Origin of the sequence: Geodermatophilus chilensis, from assembly GCF_002802985.1 — a bacterium.
GTDB classification, from domain to species: domain Bacteria; phylum Actinomycetota; class Actinomycetes; order Mycobacteriales; family Geodermatophilaceae; genus Geodermatophilus; species Geodermatophilus chilensis.
The window spans coordinates 25761-48382 of record NZ_NVPT01000012.1 but is presented as its reverse complement, the minus strand read 5'-3'; the positions used below and the strand labels follow the sequence as shown (position 1 = coordinate 48382).

The following is a 22622-nucleotide window of genomic DNA, read 5'->3' as shown; positions in this document are numbered from 1 at the left end:
GGGCGCAGGAGGAACCGATGCCGGACACCGCTGGACCCGCCGACACCCACGTCGTCGGGGTCGACTTCGGGACGCTGTCGGGTCGCGCCGTCGTCGTCCGGGTCTCGGACGGCGCAGAGCTGGCCAGCGCCGTCCACCCGTACGAGCACGCCGTCGTCGAGCGCACCCTGCCGGCCACCGGCGAGCAGCTGCCGCCGGACTGGGCGCTGCAGATGCCCGGCGACTGGGTGCAGGTCCTGAAGACCGCGGTGCCCGAGGCGCTGGCCGCCAGCGGGGTCGACCCGGCGTCGGTCGTGGGCATCGGCACGGACTTCACCGCGTGCACGGTCCTGCCCACCACCGCCGACGGCACCCCGCTGTGCGACCTGCCGCAGTTCGCCGACCGCCGGCACGCCCACCCCAAGCTGTGGAAGCACCACGCCGCCCAGCCGCACGCCGACCGGATCAACGCCCTCGCCGAGGAGCGCGGCGAGACCTGGCTGTCCCGGTACGGCGGGAAGATCTCCAGCGAGTGGGAGTTCGCCAAGGCGCTGCAGCTGCTCGAGGAGGACCCGGAGGTCTACGCCGCCACCGAGCGCTGGGTCGAGGCGGCCGACTGGATCATCTGGCAGCTCTGCGGCACCTACCTGCGCAACGCCTGCACCGCCGGCTACAAGGGCATCTACCAGGACGGGCACTACCCGTCGCGGGACTACCTGGCCGCGCTGAACCCGGCGTTCGAGACCTTCGTCGAGGACAAGCTCGAGCACCCGATCGGCCAGCTCGGGGAGCGGGCCGGCGGGCTGACCGCCGAGGCCGCGGCCTGGACCGGCCTGCCGGCGGGGATCGCGGTCGCCGTCGGCAACGTGGACGCGCACGTCACCGCACCGGCCGCGCAGGCCACCGAGCCCGGGCAGATGCTCGCGGTGATGGGCACCTCGACCTGCCACGTCATGCCCAGCGACCGGCTCGCCGACGTCCCCGGGATGTGCGGGGTCGTCGAGGGCGGGATCGTGCCGGGGCTGTACGGCTACGAGGCCGGGCAGAGCGCCGTCGGCGACATCTTCGGCTGGTTCGTCGAGTACGGGGTACCGGCGTCCTACCGGGACGCCGCCGAGGCGAAGGGCATCGGCCTGCACGAGCACCTCACCGAGCTCGCCGCGGCCCAGGAGGTCGGCGAGCACGGCCTGGTCGCGCTGGACTGGCACGGGGGCAACCGGTCGGTGCTGGTCGACGCCGAGCTCTCCGGGGTCGTCCTCGGGCAGACGCTCGCGACCCGGCCGGAGGACACCTACCGGGCGCTGCTGGAGGCCACCGCCTTCGGCACGCGGACCATCATCGAGGCGTTCGAGTCCGCCGGCGTGCCGGTGACCGAGTTCGTCGTCGCCGGTGGCCTGCCGAAGAACACCTTCCTCATGCAGGTCTACGCCGACGTCTGCCGTCGTCCGCTGTCGGTGATCGACTCGCAGCAGGGACCGGCCCTGGGCTCGGCGATCTACGCCGCGGTCGCCGCCGGGGCCCACCCCGACGTCACGACCGCCGCCCGGGCGATGGGCAAGGTGCGCCGCAACGTGTACGTGCCCGACGAGCAGCGGGCCGACGCCTACGACGCCCTGTACGCCGAGTACCTCGCGCTGCACGACCACTTCGGCCGCGGGGGCAACGACGTGCTGCACCGGCTGCGCGCCCTCCGCCGGGCCGCGGTGCAGCGCACGGGCCATCCGGGCGCCGCGGAGGGCCACGACGTCGAGACCACGTCCGCCGCGCTGACCGAGGAGCAATCCGCATGACCGTCACCGAGCCCCGCACCGAGCGGGGCACCCACCGGGCGCAGCGCGCGCACGTCGCCGCGCTGCACGCCGAGCTGACCCGCAACCAGCTGGTCACCTGGACCTCGGGCAACGTGTCGGAGCGGGTGCCCGGCGAGGACCTGTTCGTCATCAAGGGCAGCGGCGTCCTCTACGACGAGCTGACCTGGGAGGGCATCACGGTCTGCGACCTCGACGGGAACGCCGTCGACGGGGTGAAGCGGCCCTCCAGCGACACCGACGCACACGCCTACGTCTACCGGCACATGCCCGAGGTGAACGGCCAGGTGCACACGCACAGCCCGTACGCCACCGCCTGGGCGGCGCGGGCCGAGCCCGTCCCGTGCGTGCTCACCGCGATGGCCGACGAGTTCGGCGGCCCGATCCCGGTCGGCCCGTTCGCGCTCATCGGCGACGACTCGATCGGCCGCGGGATCGTCGAGACGCTGCGCGACTCGCGCTCGCCCGCGGTGCTCATGCAGAACCACGGCGTCTTCACCATCGGCCCGTCGGCGAAGGCGGCGGTCAAGGCCGCGGTCATGACCGAGGACGTCGCCCGCACGGTGCACCTGTCCCGCCAGCTCGGCGAGCCCCTGCCCATCGCGCAGTCGGACATCGACTCGCTGTACGCCCGCTACCAGAACGTCTACGGACAGTGAGGAGAGGTCCCGCCGTGGTCGACGACCCGTTCGAGGGGCACGAGGTCTGGTTCCTGACCGGCAGCCAGGGGCTGTACGGCGAGGAGACCCTGCAGCAGGTCGCGTCGCAGTCGCAGCGCGTGGCGCAGGCCCTGGACGAGGCCGCCGAGGTGCCGGTCCGGGTGGTGTGGAAGCCGGTGCTCACCGACGCCGCCGCCATCCGGCGGGCGATGGGCGAGGCCAACGAGGACCCGGCCTGCGTCGGCGTCGTCACCTGGATGCACACCTTCTCCCCGGCGAAGATGTGGATCAGCGGGCTCGATGCGCTGCGCAAGCCGCTGCTGCACCTGCACACCCAGGCCGACGCCGCCCTGCCGTGGGCGACGATCGACATGGACTTCATGAACCTCAACCAGGCCGCGCACGGCGACCGCGAGTACGGGTTCGTGCTGACCCGGCTGCGCATGCCGCGGACGACGGTCGTCGGGCACGTGTCGAACCCGCGGGTGCGCTCGCGGGTCGGCTCGTGGGCGCGCGCGGCCACGGCGGCGGCCGCGGCGCGGTCGCTGCGGCTGGCCCGCTTCGGCGACAACATGCGCAACGTCGCGGTGACCGAGGGCGACAAGGTCGAGGCCGAGATCCGCTTCGGCATGTCGGTGAACACCTGGGGCGTCAACGACCTGGTCGCCGTGGTGGACGCCGTGGAGGACAAGGCCGTCGACGCCCTCGTCGAGGAGTACGGCGACCTGTACGAGTTCGCCGACGACTGCCGGCCGGGGGCGCCGCGGCACGAGGCGGTGCGCTACCAGGCCCGCCTCGAGGCGGCGCTGCGCGGCTTCCTTGAGGACGGCGGCTTCACCGCGTTCACCACCAACTTCGAGGACCTCGGCGGCCTGCGCCAGCTCCCCGGTCTCGCCGTCCAGCGACTGATGGCCGACGGCTACGGCTTCGGCGGCGAAGGCGACTGGAAGACCGCGGCGCTGCTGCGCACCCTCAAGGTCGCCGCGGCCGGGCTGCCCGGCGGCACCTCCTTCATGGAGGACTACACCTACGACCTCACCGGGACGCCGAAGATCCTCGGGGCGCACATGCTCGAGGTCTGCCCGACCATCGCCGGCGACCGGCCGCGCGTCGAGGTGCACCCGCTGTCGATCGGCGGCCGCGAGGACCCGGCCCGGCTGGTGTTCACCGCGGCCCCGGGGGAGGGCGTCGTCGTCGGCTGGTGCGACCTGGGTGACCGGTTCCGCTGGGTCGCCAACGAGGTGGACGTCGTCGAGCCCGACGAGCCGCTGCCGAACCTGCCGGTGGCCCGCGCGGTGTGGCAGCCCCGGCCGGACTTCGAGACGGCGACCGAGGGCTGGCTGACCGCCGGCGGCCCACACCACACGGTGCTGTCGACCGCGATCGGTGCCGACGAGCTGACCGACCTGGCCGAGGTCTTCGCGACCGAGCTGGTGCTCATCGACGCCGACACCACGCGCCGCTCGCTGGCGAAGGAGCTGCGCTGGGGCGCGGCCTACCACCGCCTCGCCCAGGGCCTGTAACGGCCATTTCCGCGGAAAACGCCGCTACAGCGGGTCGCGGCGGACGGGGCAGGACATGCACCTCGGTCCGCCGCGGCCGCTGCCGAGCTCGGAGCCGGCGATCTGCACCACCTCGATGCCGGCCGCCTCGAGCGCGGCGTTGGTGACGGTGTTGCGCTCGTAGGCCACCGCCAGGCGCGGGGCCACCGCGAGGGTGTTGTTGCCGTCGTCCCACTGCTCGCGCTCGGCGGTGACCGGGTCGAGGCCGGTGTCGATGACCCGCAGCCGGTCGATGCCCATGGCGGCGGCCGCGGCCTCGAGGAACGGCGCCGGGCCGCGGACGACAAGGTCGGTGGTGTCGTCGGCCATCCGTTCGGCCTCGCCCTCCCCGGCGGTGACCGTCCAGGCCACCAGCGAGTCGGCGACGGCCGGGTACATGACCATGGCGTCGACGTCGACCATCGTGGCGACGGTGTCCAGGTGCATGGTCGCCCGCTGCTGGGCGATCGGGACGACGAGCACCGTGTGCGCCAGCCCGCGGGCGAAGACGCGGCGGGCCAGCCGCTCCGCGCCGCCGGGCGTCGTCCGCTCGCCGACGCCGACGGCGACCACCCCCGGCGCCAGCAGCAGCACGTCGCCGCCCTCGAGGTGCTCCAGCGAGGCGTCGTAGAGCTGCTCGGCGCCGGCGAAGCGCGGGTGGTGGGCGTACACGGCGGCGGTGATGGTGCTCTCCCGGTGCCGCGCGGGCATCGTCAGCGAGGTCACCGCGACCTGGTCGCCCACCCACACCGACGAGTCGCGGGTGAACAGCAGGTTGGGCAGCGGGGGGACGACGAAGTCGCCGCGCCCCATCAGCGCCCAGGACAGGCCGCGCGCGCCGGGCAGCTCGTCGTGCGCAACCCCGGCAACCAGCGCGCGGGCGAGGTCCTCGGGGGAGAGGTCGGCCAGGTGCGCGGCCGTGGTCCGCTTGAGCGTCGCGCCCAGCCGCGGGTCGTCGACGGCGGCGGCGACCAGCTCGACGCGGGCCGCGGGGACGGCGAGCGCCTCGGCCAGCAGACGGTCCAGGTACAGCACCTCCACGCCGCGCGCGGTGAGCTCGGCGGCGAACGCGTCGTGCTCCTCCTGCGCGCGACGCACCCAGGGCACGCCGTCGAAGAGCAGCTGGTCGTTGTTGCGCGGGGTCAGCCGCCGCAGCTCCGGGCCCGGCCGGTGCAGCAGCACCGTCCGCAGCGGCCCGACCTCGCTGTCCGCCCCCAGTTCGCCTTTCGCGCGCGGAAGGCGATCGAGGCCCCGGGCGGCGAGTGCGGTCATGCGCCGAGGCTGGCACAGGAGGCCTCCCGGCCGCTGGATACGGTGCCCTGGCCGGGGGCCGACGACGTCCCCACGACGCGGAGGAGCCCGCCCGTGCACCTGTTCGACCTCACCGGGAAGGTCGCCGTCGTCACCGGTGGCACCCGCGGCATCGGCCTGATGATGGCCCGCGGGCTGCTGCAGGCCGGGGCGTCCGTGTACGTCTCCTCGCGCAAGCCCGACGCGGGCGAGGCGGCGGCCGCCGAGCTGTCGCAGTTCGGGAGGGTGGCGTCCATCCCTGCCGACGTCTCCACCGAGGCCGGGTGCCTGCGGCTGGCCGAGGAGGTCGGCCGCAGCGAGGAGCGGCTGCACGTGCTGGTGAACAACGCCGGCGCGACCTGGGGGGAGCCGTTCGCCACCTTCCCCGCGTCGGCCTGGGACAAGGTGCTCGACCTGAACCTCAAGGCGCCGTTCTTCCTCACCCGCGCCTTCCTGCCGCTGCTCGAGGCCGCGGGCACCGACGACGACCCGGCCCGCGTGGTCAACGTCGGCAGCATCGACGGGTTGCACGCGCCGTCCCTGCCGACCTACTCGTACTCGGCCAGCAAGGCCGGGGTGCACCACCTCACCCGGGTGCTGGCCAAGGAGCTCGGGCCGAAGCGGATCACCGTCAACGCCGTCGCCCCGGGGCCGTTCGAGTCGAAGATGATGGCCGCCACGCTCGCGGCCCACGGCGACGAGATCGCCGCGTCGTCCCCGCTGGGCCGCATCGGCCGGCCTGATGACATGGCCGGCGTCGCGGTCTACCTGGCCAGCCGGGCCGGCGCCTACGTCACCGGCGCGGTCATCCCGGTGGACGGCGGCCGCGCCACCACCCTCTGACGCCGATGCCGCAGCGGCTGCGGTTCGACGGCTGGATCCTCGGGGCCGGCACCGCGTCGGGCACCCGCGCCGTCGTCGGGCACTGGCCGACCTCGCCGCTGGGGCCGCTGTCCGACGTGATGGTGCAGCGGCCGGACGGCGCCCGGCTGCTGCTCGCCCCGACCCGGGAGGCCGCGGACTTCATCGCCGCCACCTACACCTTCGACGAGGTCCGGCTGGTCCCGGTGCGCGTGCAGCGGCCGGACCCGCGGACCTGGGCGGTCGACGCCGGCCCGCTGCGGCTGCGGGTCACGACCGGCCGCCGTCCGCCGCTGGGGTGGCTGCTGCGCGCCGTCCCGCCACCGCTGGCCCGCACCCCGGCGTGGGCCGGCCTGCTGGACCGCCCGGCCCGGCTGCTCACCGGCCTGCGCACCACCGGGTCGGCCGGCAACGGCCGCACCGAGTGGTACGGCGTCCAGGACCTGCACGCGGTCACGTCCCTCGACGCCTCGTGGGACGGCGAGCCGCTGGGCGCGTTGGCCGCGGTGCGCCCGCCGGTCACCTTCGGGTTCGGGTCGGTGTCGCCGCGGCCGAGCCTGGCGCGGGTGACGACGACGGTGCAGCTGCCCTGACCCCGTCCCCGCGGCGCTGGGACTCAGCCACCGCATGTGCCTACCGGGAGGTCAGCCCCTGCTCACACCTGTGAGCAGGGGCTGAGGTTCCCGGATGGAGGGTGTCGTCCTCCGCAGCCTCTCCCCCTGCCCCGCACTGTGGGCAGGGGGAGAGGCTGCAGGGGCGAGCCGTCCTAGTCGGGCAGCAGGACGCCGGGGTTGCAGATCCCCTGCGGGTCGAGCCGCTGCTTGACCGCGCGCAGCACCTCCACGCCCAGCGGGCCGACCTCGCGCTCCAGCCAGGGACGGTGGTCGGCCCCGACGGCGTGGTGGTGGGTGAGCGTGCCGCCGGCGGCCAGCAGCGCGTCGGTCGCGGCGCGCTTGGCCGAGAGCCACTGCTGGATGGGCAGCGCGTCGTCCCGGTCGGCGAGCACGGTGACGTACAGGGAGGCGCCGGTCGGGTAGGCGTGCGAGACGTGGCTCAGCACCAGCGGCTGCTTCCCGCGCCGGCCCAGCGACGTGCGCAGCGCCCCGCGGACGGCGTCGTACACGGTGGGCAGCGCCGTCCAGGTGGCCGCCGTCTCCAGCGTCTCGACCAGCAGCCCGGCGTCCAGCAGGCTGTCGCGGGGTGTAGGGCGCGGTGTACCGGTGCCGCCGCCAGGACTCCCCGACGCGCGTGCCCAGCCGCACCGCCCCGGCCCCGCGCAGCACCGAGGAGGCCGCCCGCCGCCGGGCGCGCACGCTGGCCGGCAGCCCCTCCCAGCCGACGACCAGCAGGCAGCCCGCGGCCCGCCCGCGCAGCCGCAGCGAGCCGCGCAGCACCGACGCGCCGGCGCCCGATGCGTTCAGCAGGTTCGCGCGGCTCTCGTCCGGGTCGGACAGCCGGACCACGTCGGGCAGCAGCTCGTGCCGCGCCAGCCGCTGCAGCCCGGCCAGCCCCGCCTCCCAGCTGCGGAACGACCAGCCCTCGTAGTGCCGCGCCCGCGGCTCGGGCCGCACGCGCAGCCTCAGCTCGGTGATGATGCCCAGCGCGCCCTCCGAGCCGAGCGCCAGGCCGAGCAGGTCCGGACCGGCCGCCGACGCCGGCGGGGAGCCGAGCTCGAGCACCCCGGACGGCGTGGTCAGCGTCAGCCCCGCCACCAGGTCGTCGAAGCGGCCGATCCCGGTGGAGGCCTGGCCCGCCGAGCGGGTCGCCGCGTAGCCGCCCAGGGTCGCGAACTCCCAGCTCTGCGGCAGGTGGCCGAGGGTCAGCCCGTGCCGGCCCAGGTGCTCCTCCAGCGCCGGCCCGCGCACGCCCGGACCCACCGTGACCAGGGACGACGCGACGTCGAGAGCCTGCACCGAGGCCATCCGGCCCAGGTCGACCGTGATCGAGGGCCGGTCGTCGGGGTCGACGCCCGACAGCCCGCCGACGACGCTCGTGCCGCCGCCGAAGGGCACCACGACCACGCCGAGCTCGCTGCACAGCGCCAGCAGCGCGGCGGTCTCCCCGGTGCTGCCGGGCCGGACGACGGCGTCCGGGGCGTCGGAGGCGTCGCCCTCCCGGCGGCGGAGCAGGTCCAGGTAGCTCTTGCCGCCGGCGTGCCGCAGCCGCGCCTCCCGGTCGGTGCTGACGTGCTCCTCGCCGAGCAGCTCCACCAGGCGCAGCCGGCAGTCCTCGGCCAGCCGGGAGGGCGCCAGCCGGATGTCGGTGACCGGCACCGGCGGCGTGCGCCGCGGCGTCCAGCCCAGCTCGCGGGACAGGTGGCGGCGGGCGGCCTTGGGCAGCACCTCGGCGACGTCGGGGAAGGCGGTGAGCTCCAGGGAGCCGGGGCCGCCGTCGGCCCCGCGGGTCACCGTCGCGTCGCGGGGGCCGGCGGCCGGGCCCCAGCCCTGGATGGTCAGTTCGGGCTGCTCGGGCACGGCTACAGTCTGCCGGTGCCCGGCCCCGGACCCGCCGCCTTGTCCCCGGCCCGGCGGGCCGCCGACCTCGACGCGGTAGCCGGTGCGGCCGTCGACGTCGTGGTGGCCGGCGGCGGCGTGACCGGCGCCGGCGCGGCCCTCGACGCGGCCGCCCGCGGACTCTCCGTCGTCCTGCTGGAGCGGGCCGACCTCGCAGCCGGCACCAGCCGGTGGTCCTCGAAGCTGGTGCACGGCGGGCTGCGCTACCTGGCGCACGGCGAGCTCGGGCTGGCGCGGGAGAGCGCCCGCGAGCGCGCCGTCCTCATGGGCGCGACCGCGCCGCACCTGGTCCGCCCGCTGCCCTTCCTGGTGCCCGACGCCGTCGGTCGCGACGTCACCGCGCTGGCCGAGCTGGGCGGGCGGCTCGGGGACGCCGTCCGCGCCTCGGTGCCCGGCGGCCGCGGCTCGCTGCCGGCGACCCGACGGGTCGACGCCGCCGGGGTGACCCGGATGACGCCGGGTGTGCGCGGCTGCCGCGGCGGGGTCGTCTTCTGGGACGGGCAGCTGACCGACGACGTCCGGCTCGTGGTCGCCCTGGCCCGGACCGCGGCCGCCTTCGGCGCGCGGGTCGTGACCGGGGCGGCGGTGCGCGCGGTGGACGGCGCCGACGTGCACGCGGAGCTGGACGGCGGTGAGGCGCTGACCCTCCGGGCGCGGGTGGTGGTCAACGCGACCGGGGTGTGGGCGCAGCGGCTGGCGCCGGGCATCCGCCTCTCGCCGTCCCGCGGGTCGCACCTGGTCGTGCCCGCCGCCCGGCTCGGGTCGCCGTCGGCGGCGCTGACCGTGCCGCTGCCCGGATCGCGCTCGCGCTGCGTCTTCGCGCTGCCACAGCCCGCTGGGCTCGTGTACCTGGGGCTGACCGACGAGCCGGTGCCCGGGCCCGGTCCCCGACGGGGACCCGGTGCCCTCGGACGCCGAGGTGCAGCAGCTGCTGGACACGGTGAACCGGGTGCTCGCCGAGCCGCTGACCCGCGCGGACGTCATGGGCAGCTACGCGGGGCTGCGGCCGCTGGCGCTGCCCCAGACGGCCGGCACCGGCCCGGACGGCGCCACCGCGGACCTGTCCCGGAAGCACCTGCTGCGGTGGGACGGACCGGTCCTCACCGTCGTCGGCGGCAAGCTGACCACCTACCGGGCCATGGCCGAGGAGGCCGTCGACGCGGTGGTCGCCCGGCTCGGCCTCGCCGGACCGCGGTCGTGCACCGCCCGGCTGCCGCTGGTCGGCGCGGCGCCGCGCGTGGCGCTGGACCGCGTCGAGGCCCCGGCCCGGCTGGTCGCGCGCTACGGCACCGAGGCGCCGGCGGTCGCCGTACTGGGGTCCGAGCCGGTGGTCGAGGGCCGCCCGGAGACGGTGGGGGAGCTGCGCTTCGCCGTCCGGGCCGAGGGCGCGCGGACCGTCGTCGACCTGCTCGACCGCCGGGTGCGCACCGGTCTGGTGCCCGCCGACCGCGAGCGCGCCGTCCCGGTGGCCGAGCAGGTGCTGGCCGCGGAGCTGTAGCGGCCTTCAGGCCGGCTGTGGCTGCCTGCGGTGCGCGCCGAGGGCGGTGAGCCCCCGGCGCACACCGACCGCCACCGCGCCCAGGGCGAGGAAGCCGTCCTCGTCGGCGGGCCGGGCGGTGCGCAGCAAGCCGACCAGCCGGTCCAGCGCGGCCTCGGCGGCGGCGATCCGCTCGTCGCGGCGGTCCGGCGTCGTCCCGTCGGTGCTGTGGTGCGGCGTCCGAACGACGCCGGCCAGCCCGGTCAGCGCATCGGCGAGCACCCAGCCGGTGCCGGCCTCGACCCGGTCGACACCGCGCCGGTGCGGCTGGAACTCGACGACCAGCGAGGTGAGGTCGTCGACGAGGACGGCGACGCGGTCGAGCGCGCGGGACTCCTCGCGGATGCCGGCGGCCCGGCCCTGCCAGCGCCGCGCCCGCGGATTGGCCCGGCGCGCCCGCTCCACCTGCGCCTCGGCGGCGCGCATCCGGTCCAGCGTGCGGTCGAGGGCCGCGGCCCGACCGGCCCACTCGGCGGGGTCGGGCACCAGGCCCTCGCGCAGGGTCGCGGCGATCTCGTCGAGGTGCGCGGCGAGCAGCGAGCGGGCGGCGGCGATCTGCTCGACGGCCCGGGTGAGCTGCATGGGCGGGAAGAGCACCGTGGTGACCAGCACGCCGATCGCCGCGCCCAGCAGCGTCAGCCCCGCGTAGCGCAGCACGTAGGTCTCGGGGTCGTCGAGGCCGACGGTGATCATGAGGACGGCGGCGAAGCTGACCCAGCTGGCCTGCTCGCGCCACAGCCGCCACTGCTCGACGGCGATCGCCGCGGCGACGATCAGCGCGATGCTGAGGGCGTTCGGCACCGCCCGGGTGAGCTCGTAGAGGGCCACGGCCAGCGCGAAGCCGGTGAGGATGGCCAGCACGCTGCGCCAGGCGGCGCTGGCCGAGTCGGCGATCGTCGGGTGCACCGCGATGACCGCGCCCAGGGGGGCGTAGTAGGCGTACTCGCTCAGCAGCGGTGGGAGCAGGACGGCCACCTGCCAGGCCAGCGCCGCCGCGATCGCCGCCCGCACCCCGCGCTGCACGGCGGGCCGGTGCAGCAGCACCCACAGGGTTCCCACGCGAGCAGGATGACCGGTGGTGCAGCCCACCGTTGCGCCGGGTTCCGGCGCCGCTCCGTTCCGTGAGTGCCGGCGCTCTCCGCTGACGGCCGCGGCAGCTCGGACCCGGTGGACGTCGTCCCGGAGCCGCCCGACGGTGGGCGCGGATGCGCAGTTCCGTCGTGCCGAACTGCGCATCCGCGCACACTGATCGCGGGTGGGCCTCGCCGGTCAGCCGGCCTGGCGGGCGGCGTTGGCCTGGACGGCGGTGCTCACGTACTGCGCCAGGCCCGGCGCGATCCGCTCGTAGTGGGCGGTGAAGCGTTCGTCCTCGAGGTACATCCGGCCCAGGCCGGCGTGCATCTCGGGCGGGCAATCGTAGAAGTTCCGGCTGATCTGCTGCCGGTGCTCCTCCGTGACGTCCATCGCCTGCTCCCCCGAGTCGGCCGGGACGCCGGCCCGCATGGCCTCGGCGAAGCGGCGCTCGACGTCCTCCCCCTCGTCCTTGATCCGGACCCAGTCCTCCTTGGTGTAGCTGCGGGTGCGCCGCTGGGACTGCGCCCACGCCTCGGTGTCGCCCCAGCGCTCCTCCGCCTCGGCCTCGTACTCCTCGGGCAGCCAGTCCCCGAACAGCTCGAAGCGCTCCTCCGGGGTCAGCGAGATCCCCATGTGCCGTGCCTCCATCTCCTTCTCGACGGCCGCGACCATCGCCCGCGTCCGCTCCAGCCGGTCGAGCAGCAGCCGGTGCTGGTGGCGCAGGTGCTCGGCCGGGTCGGCGGCGGGGTCGTCGAGCAGGGTCGCGACCTCCTCGAGGGGGAACCCGAGCTCGCGGTAGACCAGCACCCGGTGCAGCCGGTCCAGGTCCGCCGGCGCGTACCGTCGGTAGCCCGCCGCCGTCCGGCCGGACGGCGACAGCAGCCCGATCCGGTCGTAGTGGTGCAGCGTGCGGACCGTCACACCGGCCAGCGCCGCGACCTCGCCCACGGTCACGGGTGTCCTCCCTCCTGACGGGCACGAGTGCACAGCTTGACGTCGCGTCAGGGTCAAGCGAACGGGTGGGGACGGTCACCCGGTCGCGTTCCCCGGCGCGCTGACCTGCGGCGATGTGGCACAGCATCGCGACGGGCCCCGGGTCGCCACCGGCCCGGACCTGTGGCAACGTCGAGCGACGGCGTACACGCCACCGGCGGGGCAGTGCCCGGCGGTCGTGCGACGGGCGGCGGCCGTGGGGCCGCAGCCGGACGACGAACGACGACGAGGGCCCCGCGTGACCACCGGGGCACGGAGAGGTACCGCCGCATGTGGGACTACGTGGTCGAGCGCCGCGGGCTCATCGCCTTCCAGGCCTTCCAGCACGTGAGCCTGGTCGTGCAGTGCGTGCTGCTCGGCTCGCTGCTCGCCGTGGGGCTGGCCGTGCTGGTCTACCGCAGCCCGGCCGCCACGGCGCTGGCCAACGGTGTGTCCGCCGTGGGGTTGACCATCCCGGCGTTCGCGCTGCTGGGCATCCTGCTGGCTCCCTTCGGCTTCGGGATCACCCCGGCGGTCATCGCGGTCACCTTCTACGCGGCCCTGCCGGTGCTCCGCAACGCCGTCGTGGGCCTGGCCGGGGTCGACCGCACGCTGGTCGAGTCCGCCCGCGGCATCGGCATGAGCCGCCTCGCCGTGCTGCTGCGCGTCGAGCTGCCCCTGGCCTGCCGGTCGTCCTGGCCGGCATCCGGGTGTCCACCCAGATGGTCATGGGCATCGCGGCGATCGCCGCGTACGTGCTCGGTCCGGGGCTGGGTGGCCTGATCTTCTCCGGCCTCTCCCGGCTGGGCGGCGCCAACGCCCTCAACTCCACGCTGGTCGGGACGATCGCGATCGTCCTGCTGGCCCTCGTCCTCGACCTGCTGCTCGTGCTGACCGGTCGCCTCACCACCCCCAGGGGGATCCGTGTCTGAGACGACGACACCTGCCACCGCCACTCCGCCCGACCGCCGGGTCAGCGGGGTCTCGATCCGCCTGGACGGCGTGACCAAGCGCTACCCCGGGCAGGACCGGCCGGCCGTGGACGACGTGAGCCTGGAGATCCCCGCCGGGGAGACCGTCATGTTCGTCGGCCCCTCCGGCTGCGGGAAGACCACCCTGCTCAAGATGCTCAACCGGCTCATCGAGCCGACCAGCGGGCGGATCCATCTGGGCGACGAGGACGTCACCGACCAGGACCCCGACCGGCTGCGCCGCCGGATCGGCTACGTCATCCAGGCCGGCGGCCTGTTCCCGCACATGACCGTCGGCACCAACGTCGCCCTGGTCCCGCGGATGCTCGGCTGGGACAAGCGGCGCACGGCGACGCGGGTCGACGAGCTCCTGGACCTGGTCGGCCTCGACCCGGCCGTCTACCGCGACCGCTACCCGCGCGAGCTCTCCGGCGGGCAGCAGCAGCGCGTCGGCGTCGCCCGCGCGCTGGCCGCCGACCCGCCGGTGCTGCTGATGGACGAGCCGTTCGGCGCCGTCGACCCGGTCACCCGCCTGCGGCTGCAGGACGAGCTGCTGCGCATCCAGGAGGAGCTGGGCAAGACGATCGTCTTCGTCACCCACGACTTCGACGAGGCGGTGAAGCTAGGCGACCGCATCGTCGTCTTCGACGTCGGGGCCCGGGTGGTCCAGTACGACACCCCCGAGGCGATCCTCGCCAACCCGGCGGAGGAGTACGTCGCGGACTTCGTCGGCGCGGGCGCCACGCTCAAGCAGCTCACGCTGACCCGGGTGGGCGACGTGGAGCTGCGGCAGGTCACGACGGCGGTCGTCGGCACCGACTCCGCGCAGGCCGTCGCGGCGGTGCGCTCGGCGGGGCACGACTTCGTCGTCGTCCTCGACGAACGGGGACGGCCGATCAGCTGGCCGACGCTGGCCGAGCTCACCCGGACGACGACCGTGCCGGCCGCCGTGGACGAGCGGCTGCCCGTCGTGGACCTGCGGTCCACGCTCAACGACGCGCTGGACACCATGCTGGCCGCCAGCCAGGGCGGGGTGGTCGTCACCGGACGGCGGGAGGCCCTGGCCGGGGTGCTCATGGTGGAGAGCGTGATGGCGGCGATCCAGCGCTCCCGTGCGGAGGTGGCGGGATGACGGCCGCCACCGAGAGCTCGTCGCTGGGCGCCCCGGAGTCGGTGACCCGGCGGGCCGACGAGACGACGGCCGGCGCCGGCCGCGGCGACTGGCGCGCCCTGGCGACCCAGCCGCTGCTGGTCGCCGTCGGCGTGCTCGCCTTCGTGCTGTGGCGGGCCAACGCCACGCTGACCGAGACCGAGGCCCGGCAGCTGGGCTGGACGGCGCTGTGGACCGGCATCCGCGAGCACCTGCTGCTGACCGTCGCCTCCGCCGTGATCGTGCTGCTCATCGCGGTGCCGCTGGGCATCGCCCTCACCCGGCGGCCGCTGCGCCGGTTCAGCCCGCTGATCAGCGGGATCGCCAACACCGGCCAGGCGGCGCCGGCGATCGGCCTGTTCGTCCTGCTGGCCACCTGGCTGGGCTTCGGCTTCGGGACGACGGTGGTCGCGCTGGTCGTCTACGCGGCCCTGCCCGTGCTGCGCAACACGATGGTCGGCATCCAGGGCGTGGACCCCCGTCTGGTCGAGGCCGGTCGCGGCATGGGCATGAGCGCCGCCGCCGTCCTGTTCCGCGTGGAGCTGCCGCTCGCCGTCCCGGTCGTCCTGGCCGGGGTGCGGACCGCGTTGGTGCTGCTCGTGGGCACGGCGACCCTGGCCACCTTCATCGACGGTGGCGGGCTGGGCGTCCTGATCAACACCGGCATCACGCTGTCACTGGACTCGCTGCTGGTCAGCGGGGCGGTGCTTGTGGCACTGCTGGCCCTCGCCGTGGACTGGCTGGGCCGCGTCGTCGAGCACGTCGCCCGACCGAAGGGGCTCTGACATGAGACTGCGACTCCCCGCCGTCGCCCTGGTGGCCTCCCTCGCCCTGAGCGGCTGCGGCCTGGAGAGCGCCAACACCTTCACGCCGCAGGCCGCGCCCGGGCAGATCGCGCCGCTGCCCGACGCCGACGGCGCCGAGGTCGTGGTGGGCACCAAGAACTTCACCGAGGCGCTGATCCTCGGCAAGATCGCGGTGATCGCCCTGCAGACCGCCGGGTTCGAGGTCACCGACCGCAGCGGCATCCCCGGGGCGGCGCCGGCGCGGGCCGCGATGCTCGACGGCGAGGTCGAGGTGCAGTGGGAGTACACCGGGACCGGCTGGCTGAACTACCTCGGGATGCCGGAGGGGATCCCCGACCGGCAGGAGCAGTACGAGGCGGTGCGGGACGCCGACCTCGCCAACGGCCTGACCTGGCTGCCGCCCGCGCCGGCGAACAACACCTACGCCTTCGCCGTCCGCAGCGAGGCGGTGCCGGAGCTGGGCGGCATCGACTCCCTCTCCGACATCGCCGCGCTGCCGGTGGAGGAGCGGACCTTCTGCGTCGAGTCCGAGTTCGCCACGCGCAGCGACGGGTTCGAGCCGATGCTCGAGGCCTACGGCATCCCGCTCGGTGACCCGCAGGGCGTGCCGCGCGAGAACGTGAGCATCCTGGACACCGGCGCGGTCTACACCGCCACCGACAACGGGCTCTGCAACTTCGGCGAGGTGTTCACGACCGACGGGCGCATCCCGGCGCTGGACCTCACCGTGCTCGCGGACGACCGCGCCTTCTTCCCGGCCTACAACGTCGCCCCGGTGGTGCTGACCGAGACCCTCGAGCAGCACCCGGGGATCGCCGACGTGTTCGCCCAGATCACCCCGCTGCTCACCGACGACGTGCTCCAGCAGCTCAACGCCCGGGTCGACGTCGACGGTGAGGACCCCGCCGACGTGGCCCTGAACTGGCTGCTGTCCGAGGGGCTCGTCGCCCGGCCCTGACCCGGCCCGGCCCGGCCCGTCGGTGGTCTCCGGCAGGGTGTCCGCATGGACGAGAAGAGCGCCCTGCTGGGGTACCTCCGCGAGCGCCGGACCGACCTGCTGGCCAAGCTCGACGGCCTGGGGGAGTACGACGTCCGGCGGCCGGTGACGCCGACCGGCACCAACCTGCTCGGCCTGGTCAAGCATGTCGCCCACGTGCAGCTGGGCTACCTCGGCGACGTGTTCGGCCGGCCCTCCGGCCGCCGGTACCCCTGGGACGGCGGCGAGGAGGACGCCGACACGTGGGTGCCGGCGGAGGAGTCCCGGGACGACGTCGTCGAGCTGTACCGGTTCTCGGCCGCGCACGCCGACGCGACGGTCGGGGCGCTGCCGCTGGACGCCGTCGGCGAGGTGCCCTGGTGGCGGGAGGAGCGCCGGCACCCGACGCTGCACACGGTCCTCGTGCACCTCGGCGTGGAGGTCGCCCGGCACGCCGGGCACGCCGACGTCGTGCGCGAGCTCATCGACGGGTCGGCCGGCATGAGCCCGGCGAACAGCAACCTGCCCGAGCGCAGCGCCGACGAGTGGGCGGCGTTCCGGGCGCGCATCGAGGCCGCCGCACGGCAGGCGGCCGGTCTCACCACCCCGAGCGGTGCCGCGCCGGGGGATGGGTGAAGATCGCAGGCATGGCAGCCGACGACGTCTCGCCCGAGGACCCGTTCCCCCGCCAGCGCGTGCGCGTCGACCGACGGGCCGACGGCAACCTGCAGATGGCCTACGTCGAGGCGGGGGAGGGCGACCCGATCGTCTTCCTGCACGGCAACCCGACGTCGTCCTACCTGTGGCGCAACGTCATCCCGCACGTGCAGCACCTGGGTCGCTGCTTGGCGCCGGACCTGATCGGCATGGGGCAGTCCGACAAGCTGCCCGACCCCGGGCGCGGCACCTACTCGTTCTCCGCGCACGCGGGCTTCCTCGGGCGGTTCCTCGAGGAGGTCGGCGCCACCGAGCGGGTCACCTTCGTGCTGCACGACTGGGGCTCGGCGCTCGGCTTCGACTGGGCGCACCGGCACCCCGGCGCGGTCCGCGGCCTGGCGTTCACCGAGGCGCTCGTCGTCCCGCTGAACTGGGCCGACTGGCCGGCCGACGCGCGGAACATCTTCCAGACGATGCGCGGCCCGGACGGCGAGGCCGCCGTGCTGGAGAAGAACGTGTTCGTCGAGCGCATCCTGCCGGCCTCGGTGGCCCGCGGCCTGAGCCCGGAGGCGCACGCCCGCTACCGCGAGCCCTTCGCCGACCCCGCGGACCGCTGGCCGACGCTGGAGTGGCCGCGGCAGCTGCCGATCGAGAACGTGCCGCCCAAGGTCCGCGACGTCGTCGCCCGCTACGGGCAGTGGCTGCGCACCAGCGACGTCCCCAAGCTGTTCCTCAACGCCGACCCCGGCTCCATCCTGGTCGGCCGGCCGCGGGCGTTCGTGCGCAAGTGGAGGGCGCTGACCGAGGTGACCGTGCCCGGCGCGCACTTCGTGCCGGAGGACTCCCCGCACGAGATCGGCCGCGCGCTGGCCGAGTGGATCCCCACGCTGCGGTAGCTGGTCGCCTGGCATTGCCGGTCTTCCTCGTGCTCTGCGGGTCCTGTAGCGCCCGCAGTGCATGAGAACACCCGGCAGTGTGGCGCTCACCGGGTCCTGCGGCCTACGGCGGGAGTCCTTCTTCAGTCGAGGGCGCGGCGGCGGAAGCCGACCAGGCTGGTCACGCCGAAGACGACGAGGAAGCCGGTGAGCGCGAGCGCGCACAGCCCCAGCGGCAGGTGCGGCACGTCGGGCGCCATCTCCGCCCGCAGCGCCTCGCTGACATAGGTCAGCGGGTTGAGCGCGCAGACCACCTGGAACCAGCGCAGCGTGTCCAGCGACTGCCACGGGAACTGGGTGGAGCCGGTGAACAGCAGCGGGGTCAGGACGACGGCGAAGACGACGTTGATCCGGTTGGGCTTGACGAACGTCCCGAGCGTCATGCCCATCACCGCGCCGACCAGCGAGCCGAGCACGAGGAACGCGGTCAGCACCGGCAGGTCGCCCCACTGCACCGGCAGGGAGCCGAGCACCCACCAGCTGATCGGGAACATCACCGCGGCGGCGACCAGCGCCCGCAGCAGGGAGAACACCACCTTCTCGACCGCGACCAGCGCGGTGGGCAGCGGCGCGAGCAGCCGGTCCTCGATCTCCTTGGTGAAGGAGAAGTCGATGACCAGCGGGAAGGCGGTGTTCTGCAGCGCGGTCAGGAAGGCCGTCAGCGCGATGACGCCGGGCAGCAGCACGTCGGAGTACTGGGCGGTGGCGAAGCCGAGCTCGACGAGCACCTTGCCGAAGACGAACAGCAGGAAGACCGGCTGCAGCACGACCTGCAGCAGGAAGGGCACCAGTTCGCGGCCGGTGACGAAGACGTCGCGCCACAGCAGCGCGCGGAACGCCCGGCCGACGTCCGGCCGGCCCGGGGCGGGGCGGCCGACCCCGGCGGCCAGGCCCGGTACGGCGGTGTCCGTGCTCATCGCAGCTCCCGTCCGGTGAGTTCGAGGAAGACGTCCTCGAGGCTGGGCTCGCCGATGCGCACGCCGGTCAGCCGCGCGCGCCGCGCGCCGAGCGCCTCCGACACCGGGCCGACCAGCGCCGCGGCGTCGCCGGAGAGGTAGAGGCGGGCACGCAGCCCCGAGGCGTCGGCGACCTGCTCCACGCGCTCGGCCAGCGGGGCGAGGGCCGCGAGCACCGCGTCGTCGGTGTCCTCGGGCGCGCGCTCCACGTCGATGTCGAGCGTGGCGCTGCCCGGCAGCGAGCGGGTGAGCGCCGCGGGAGTGTCCAGGGCGAGCAGCCGGCCGTGGTCCATGATCCCGACCCGGTCGGACAGCGCGGCCGCCTCGTCCATGTCGTGCGTGGTGATCACGACGGTGATGCCGCCCTCGCGCAGCTCCCGCACCCGGTCCCAGACGAACAGCCGGGCCTGCGGGTCCAGCCCGGTGCTGGGCTCGTCGAGGAAGACCACCTGCGGGGCGTGCATGAGCGCGCGGGCGATGAGCAGCCGCTGCGCCATCCCGCCGGAGTAGTCGTCGACCTTGTCGCCGCCGCGGTTACCCAGGCCCAGCTGCTCGAGCAGCGCGTCGGCCCGGCGGTTGCGCTCGGCCCGGCCGACGCCGTGGTACGCGGCGTGGAAGACCAGGTTCTGCCGGGCGGTCAGCGCACGGTCGAGGTTGGACCGCTGCGGCACCACCGACAGCCGGCTGCGCGCGGTGACCGGGTCGGTGGCGACGTCCACCCCGGCGACGCTGGCGGTGCCCGAGGTGGGCAGCACCCGCGTGGTCAGCACGCCGATCGTCGTCGTCTTGCCGGCGCCGTTGGGGCCGAGCAGGCCGAAGACCTCACCACGCTGCACCGTGAAGGAGATCCCGTCGACGGCGTTGACCGGCCGGCCGGGGTAGCGCTTGACGAGGTCGGTCACCTGCACGGCCGCATCCATCGGGGGCCATGCTGCCACCGGGACGGCCCGGGGCGGAGCGGGTCACGCAGACAGCGCAGCAGCCGTCTGCACCGTGGGTACGGTGCCGGTCCCGGGGTGCGACCGGTTGCTGAACTCCCGCATCTCGGGGCCCCGGCGCCGCATCGCCGCGCGGTGCGGGTCGGTGCGGACGAACGCGACGACGGCGGCCTGGTCGTCCCACCGGGACACGGTGGTGAAGTGCCGGGCCAGGGGCTGGGCCCGCAGGTACAGCGAGCGCGCGCCGGGGGCGGCCGCCGCCTGGGCGCGGATGGCCAGCGAGTCGCGGAGGAACGCCGGGACGTCGCGGAGCCGACGCAGGTGCAGGTGGGTGACCATGACGACGCCCGGCCCCTCACCGACGTGCTCGGCGGTCCAGGGCAGGTCGGGGATGACGGGCACGGTGACCTCCTCGGTGCCTCTCCGTGGAGGGCCAGGCCAGGTGCCCCCGCCACGGGCGTGCAGTGGCCTCGGTCCCGTTCCGTCGACGGCGCAGGGCGCCGCCCGTCAGCGCTGGGGGACGGCGGCGAGCCGGCCGCGGCTGCGGGGCCGCCGAGGCCTTGGCCTCGTACATCCGGGCGTCCGCGGCGGCCAGCGCGGTCTCCGGGGTGTCCACCTCGGTGCACAGCGTGATCCCGATGCTCACCCCGATCCGGTACTCGGCGTCGCCGTCGGAGGCCAGGGGCGTGCCGAAGGCCTCGGTGATGCGGGCGGCGACCCGGTCGGCGACGTCCGCAGTGCCGAGCCCGGGGCACAGGAGGACGAACTCGTCGCCCCCGATCCGCGCCACGGTGTCGGCGGGGCGCACGACGGCGCGCAGGCGGCGGGCGGCCTCGACGAGCACCTCGTCGCCGACCGCGTGCCCGGCGACGTCGTTGACGAGCTTGAAGCCGTCGAGGTCGCAGTAGAGCACCGCCATCGACACCGGCTCGCGCTGCCCGTTGCGCAGGGCCAGCTCCAGCCGGTCGACCAGCAGGGTGCGGTTGGGCAGCCCGGTCAGCGGGTCGTGCAGGGCCGCGGCCCGCAACGCCGCCTCCAGCTCCCGCTGGGCGGTCACGTCGGAGAGCGCGACGACGGCGCCGAGCAGCCGGCCCTCCTCGTCGTGGACGGGTGTGCTCGAGGAGGTGACGACCCGGGCCGGCCGGCCGGGGTGGGCGATGGTGAGCTCGCCGTGGCACGCAGCCCCCTGGGTCAGCGCCCGGTCCAGGGCCAGCTCGTCGGCGGGGACCGGCACGCCCTCGGCGTCGACGAGGCCGAACAGGGCGGGCAGGTCCCCGACCCGCAGGTCGGCCGGAAGGTCCCGGTCGGCCACGCCGTGCCACTCCCGGCCCAGCCGGTTGAAGGTGGTCACCCGGCCCTCGGCGTCGGTGGCGACCACACCCACCGGGAAGGCCTCCAGGAGCGCCCGGGTGAACGCGGCGCGGCGGGCCAGCTCCGTGTGCGCGGCCTCGGTCTCGGCGCGGGCCGTCTCGCTCTCGGTGGCCAGCGTGGCCAGCCGCTGGGCCTGCTGGCGCCGGCGGAAGATGCCGACGACCACCGTGGCCAGGTCGCCCAGCCGCGCGGTCTGCTCGTCGGCGAGGTCGTGCGGCTCGGGGTCGAAGACGCACAGGGTGCCCAGGACCGTCCCGTCGAGCTCCAGCGGGGCGGTGGCGTAGGCGCGGACCTGGCCCCGCCGGCCGTCGACCCACGGGTTGTACTGCAGGCCGGGCTCGACCGAGAGGTCGGAGAACGTCCGCACCCGCGGCTCCTGCCGGAGCATCAGGTCGCACAGCGCATCCTCGCGAGGGGACGTGCCGCCGACGAAGCCGTGGCAGGACAGCTGATACTGGACCGACTCGTCGAGGAGGTTCACCGTCCCGTACGCCAGCCCCGTGACGGTGGCGGCGACCCGCACGACGGCGTCGAGCTCCTCGCCGGGCACCTGCGTGATGAGCTCCAGCGCGGGCATCAGCTGCGCGGCACGGCGACGTCCGGCCAGGTGGTCGTCGATCGGGGCGGCTGCGGTCACGGATGGGGCCTCGCTTCTCGGTGTCCCTGGCGGCCGCACGGCCACCAGGGACACCGACGGCAGCACCGGCGCCGTCGTTGAGGACTCCCGGTCGATGCCGACCCGTAAGGGTCATGACGGTCAGCCGGCGAGTGTGCGCACCGTCTCGACCGCGGCGACGACGGCGAAGACGAGGAAGAGCACCGCGGCCACCCGGCGGATCAGCGCCACCGGGAGCCGGTCGGCCAGCTTCGTGCCGAGGAAGACGGCCAGCCCCGAGACGGTGAGCAGCGCGGCCCAGGCGCCGGCGAAGACCGACACCGGGTCGTCCAGGCGCGCGGCCAGCCCCGCGGTGGCCAGCTGGGACAGGTCGCCCCACTCGGCGGCGAACAGGACGCCGAATGAGATGGTGGCGACCCGCAGGAACGACGTCCCCTCCCGGCCGGCCGCCACGTCCGCGGCGTCCTCCGGGCCCTCCGTCGCGCTGCGCCACAGCAGGACCGCGCCGACCACGAACAGGACCGCGACCACCCCGCTGACCAGCGCCTCGGGCAGCAACGAGAGGAGGCTGCCGGCGGTGACCGCGATCGCGACCTGCAGCCCGAACGCCGTCCCGACGCCGACGAACACCGGCAGCGGCGGGAAGCGGGTGGCCAGGACCAGGCTGGCGAACAGCGTCTTGTCCGGGAGCTCCACCGGCAGGACGAGCACGAAGGCGGTCAGCACGACCGTCAGGGACACGGGTTCTCACTTCCGTCTGGGCACTGCCGGACGGATGCGGGCAGCCTCCGACCGGCAGCTGCCGGCGAGGGCGACTGCGGTCGAAGGTCTCGCCCACCCACGGCCGAGCGTGGGCCCGCTGACCGGGCACCCGGAGGCGCCAGCGTGTCGACCAGCGGACGGGGGGCTACTCCCCTTCTCGGCCGGAGAGCCTAGCCCAGCGGCGTCCGGAACCCGGCTGCGGGCGCGGGTGACCCGCGCTACCGTCCGCGCCGTGCCGTTCCGTTGACGC

At 75.0% G+C, this 22622-nt stretch carries 22 protein-coding genes and 2 pseudogenes; 14 read left to right on the top strand and 10 right to left on the bottom strand.

The annotated features are described in order from the left end of the window. Positions 1-17 precede the first annotated feature (17 nt). Genes araB through araA form a run of 3 tightly spaced genes read left to right on the top strand, consistent with a single transcriptional unit; the run spans position 18 to position 3969 of the window. A complete protein-coding gene (gene araB / locus CNO22_RS03550; RefSeq protein ID WP_100497976.1) occupies positions 18-1769 on the top strand; it encodes a ribulokinase in 1752 nt (583 codons plus the stop codon). Beyond that, positions 1766-2446 carry an L-ribulose-5-phosphate 4-epimerase gene (locus CNO22_RS03545; protein WP_100497975.1) on the top strand — a complete coding sequence of 227 codons (681 nt, stop codon included), beginning with the start codon at positions 1766-1768 and terminating at the stop codon, positions 2444-2446. The genes araB and CNO22_RS03545 overlap by 4 nt, the downstream gene beginning before the upstream one ends. A gap of 14 nt (positions 2447-2460) precedes the next feature. Then, positions 2461-3969 (top strand): L-arabinose isomerase, encoded by a 1509-nt coding sequence (gene araA / locus CNO22_RS03540; protein ID WP_100497974.1) that lies wholly within the window; start codon positions 2461-2463, stop codon positions 3967-3969. A gap of 24 nt (positions 3970-3993) precedes the next feature. On the opposite strand, the gene CNO22_RS03535 is transcribed toward araA, so the two are convergent. Further along, complete coding sequence (locus CNO22_RS03535) at positions 3994-5259, bottom strand: arginine deiminase (RefSeq protein WP_198588075.1); 1266 nt, start codon at positions 5257-5259, stop codon at positions 3994-3996. Between the two features lie 93 nt (positions 5260-5352). On the opposite strand from CNO22_RS03535, the gene CNO22_RS03530 reads away from it, so the two are divergent. Further along, entirely contained in the window at positions 5353-6120 is a 768-nt protein-coding gene (locus tag CNO22_RS03530; RefSeq protein WP_100497973.1) for an SDR family oxidoreductase, read from the top strand. Between the two features lie 5 nt (positions 6121-6125). After that, complete coding sequence (locus CNO22_RS03525; protein ID WP_100497972.1) at positions 6126-6731, top strand: hypothetical protein; 606 nt, start codon at positions 6126-6128, stop codon at positions 6729-6731. Positions 6732-6904: 173 nt separating this feature from the next. On the opposite strand, the gene CNO22_RS28800 is transcribed toward CNO22_RS03525, so the two are convergent. Together CNO22_RS28800 and CNO22_RS28795 are read right to left on the bottom strand one after the other, a co-directional pair. Then, the gene (locus CNO22_RS28800; protein ID WP_232806762.1) at positions 6905-7297 is read right to left on the bottom strand and encodes an FAD-binding oxidoreductase; all 393 of its coding nucleotides are present in this window, start codon (positions 7295-7297) and stop codon (positions 6905-6907) included. A gap of 577 nt (positions 7298-7874) precedes the next feature. Continuing rightward, positions 7875-8348 (bottom strand): annotated as a pseudogene (locus CNO22_RS28795) (FAD-binding oxidoreductase); the annotation flags it as partial. On the opposite strand from CNO22_RS28795, the pseudogene CNO22_RS29930 reads away from it, so the two are divergent. Both CNO22_RS29930 and CNO22_RS28785 read left to right on the top strand, forming a co-directional pair. After that, positions 8292-9482 (top strand): annotated as a pseudogene (locus CNO22_RS29930) (FAD-dependent oxidoreductase); the annotation flags it as partial. The pseudogenes CNO22_RS28795 and CNO22_RS29930 overlap by 57 nt on opposite strands. A 70-nt stretch (positions 9483-9552) precedes the next feature. Continuing rightward, entirely contained in the window at positions 9553-10149 is a 597-nt protein-coding gene (locus CNO22_RS28785) for a glycerol-3-phosphate dehydrogenase C-terminal domain-containing protein (protein ID WP_232806760.1), read from the top strand. 6 nt (positions 10150-10155) lie between these two features. On the opposite strand, the gene CNO22_RS03510 is transcribed toward CNO22_RS28785, so the two are convergent. Both CNO22_RS03510 and CNO22_RS03505 read right to left on the bottom strand, forming a co-directional pair. Beyond that, positions 10156-11247, bottom strand: coding sequence for an aromatic acid exporter family protein (locus CNO22_RS03510; RefSeq protein WP_157936783.1), 1092 nt, complete (start codon positions 11245-11247; stop codon positions 10156-10158). A gap of 210 nt (positions 11248-11457) precedes the next feature. Beyond that, the gene (locus CNO22_RS03505; RefSeq protein WP_100497970.1) at positions 11458-12216 is read right to left on the bottom strand and encodes a MerR family transcriptional regulator; all 759 of its coding nucleotides are present in this window, start codon (positions 12214-12216) and stop codon (positions 11458-11460) included. Positions 12217-12525: 309 nt separating this feature from the next. Between CNO22_RS03505 and CNO22_RS03500 the strand changes: the two genes are divergently transcribed. From CNO22_RS03500 to CNO22_RS03475, 7 genes are read left to right on the top strand one after another with little or no spacing between them, the layout of a single operon-like run. Then, positions 12526-13017: an ABC transporter permease gene (locus tag CNO22_RS03500; protein WP_232806759.1), complete on the top strand. Its 492-nt coding sequence runs from the start codon at positions 12526-12528 to the stop codon at positions 13015-13017. Then, a complete protein-coding gene (locus CNO22_RS28780) occupies positions 12963-13166 on the top strand; it encodes a hypothetical protein (RefSeq protein ID WP_232806758.1) in 204 nt (67 codons plus the stop codon). The genes CNO22_RS03500 and CNO22_RS28780 overlap by 55 nt, the downstream gene beginning before the upstream one ends. Continuing rightward, on the top strand, positions 13159-14337 hold the full coding sequence (locus CNO22_RS03495) for an ABC transporter ATP-binding protein (RefSeq protein WP_100497969.1): 1179 nt from the start codon (positions 13159-13161) through the stop codon (positions 14335-14337). The genes CNO22_RS28780 and CNO22_RS03495 overlap by 8 nt, the downstream gene beginning before the upstream one ends. Then, the gene (locus CNO22_RS03490) at positions 14334-15140 is read left to right on the top strand and encodes an ABC transporter permease (protein ID WP_100497968.1); all 807 of its coding nucleotides are present in this window, start codon (positions 14334-14336) and stop codon (positions 15138-15140) included. The genes CNO22_RS03495 and CNO22_RS03490 overlap by 4 nt, the downstream gene beginning before the upstream one ends. A 1-nt stretch (position 15141) precedes the next feature. Next, positions 15142-16119 carry a glycine betaine ABC transporter substrate-binding protein gene (locus CNO22_RS03485; RefSeq protein WP_100497967.1) on the top strand — a complete coding sequence of 326 codons (978 nt, stop codon included), beginning with the start codon at positions 15142-15144 and terminating at the stop codon, positions 16117-16119. 45 nt (positions 16120-16164) lie between these two features. Continuing rightward, on the top strand, positions 16165-16773 hold the full coding sequence (locus tag CNO22_RS03480; RefSeq protein WP_100497966.1) for a DinB family protein: 609 nt from the start codon (positions 16165-16167) through the stop codon (positions 16771-16773). A gap of 11 nt (positions 16774-16784) precedes the next feature. Beyond that, positions 16785-17690, top strand: coding sequence for a haloalkane dehalogenase (locus tag CNO22_RS03475; RefSeq protein ID WP_100497983.1), 906 nt, complete (start codon positions 16785-16787; stop codon positions 17688-17690). 122 nt (positions 17691-17812) lie between these two features. Here the strand turns inward: CNO22_RS03475 and CNO22_RS03470 are convergent, their stop codons facing one another. The 5 genes from CNO22_RS03470 to CNO22_RS03450 all read right to left on the bottom strand — a co-directional run bounded on the left by CNO22_RS03470 (position 17813) and on the right by CNO22_RS03450 (position 22351). Beyond that, entirely contained in the window at positions 17813-18646 is an 834-nt protein-coding gene (locus CNO22_RS03470; protein ID WP_198588074.1) for an ABC transporter permease, read from the bottom strand. Next, positions 18643-19605, bottom strand: a complete 963-nt coding sequence (locus CNO22_RS03465) for an ABC transporter ATP-binding protein (RefSeq protein ID WP_100497965.1) — start codon at positions 19603-19605, stop codon at positions 18643-18645. The genes CNO22_RS03470 and CNO22_RS03465 overlap by 4 nt, the downstream gene beginning before the upstream one ends. 42 nt (positions 19606-19647) lie before the next feature. Further along, the gene (locus CNO22_RS03460; protein ID WP_100497964.1) at positions 19648-20025 is read right to left on the bottom strand and encodes an antibiotic biosynthesis monooxygenase; all 378 of its coding nucleotides are present in this window, start codon (positions 20023-20025) and stop codon (positions 19648-19650) included. Continuing rightward, complete coding sequence (locus tag CNO22_RS28775; protein ID WP_100497963.1) at positions 19979-21631, bottom strand: sensor domain-containing diguanylate cyclase; 1653 nt, start codon at positions 21629-21631, stop codon at positions 19979-19981. The genes CNO22_RS03460 and CNO22_RS28775 overlap by 47 nt, the downstream gene beginning before the upstream one ends. Positions 21632-21751: 120 nt before the next feature. Beyond that, complete coding sequence (locus CNO22_RS03450) at positions 21752-22351, bottom strand: TMEM165/GDT1 family protein (RefSeq protein ID WP_100497962.1); 600 nt, start codon at positions 22349-22351, stop codon at positions 21752-21754. Between the last annotated feature and the right edge of the window lie 271 nt (positions 22352-22622).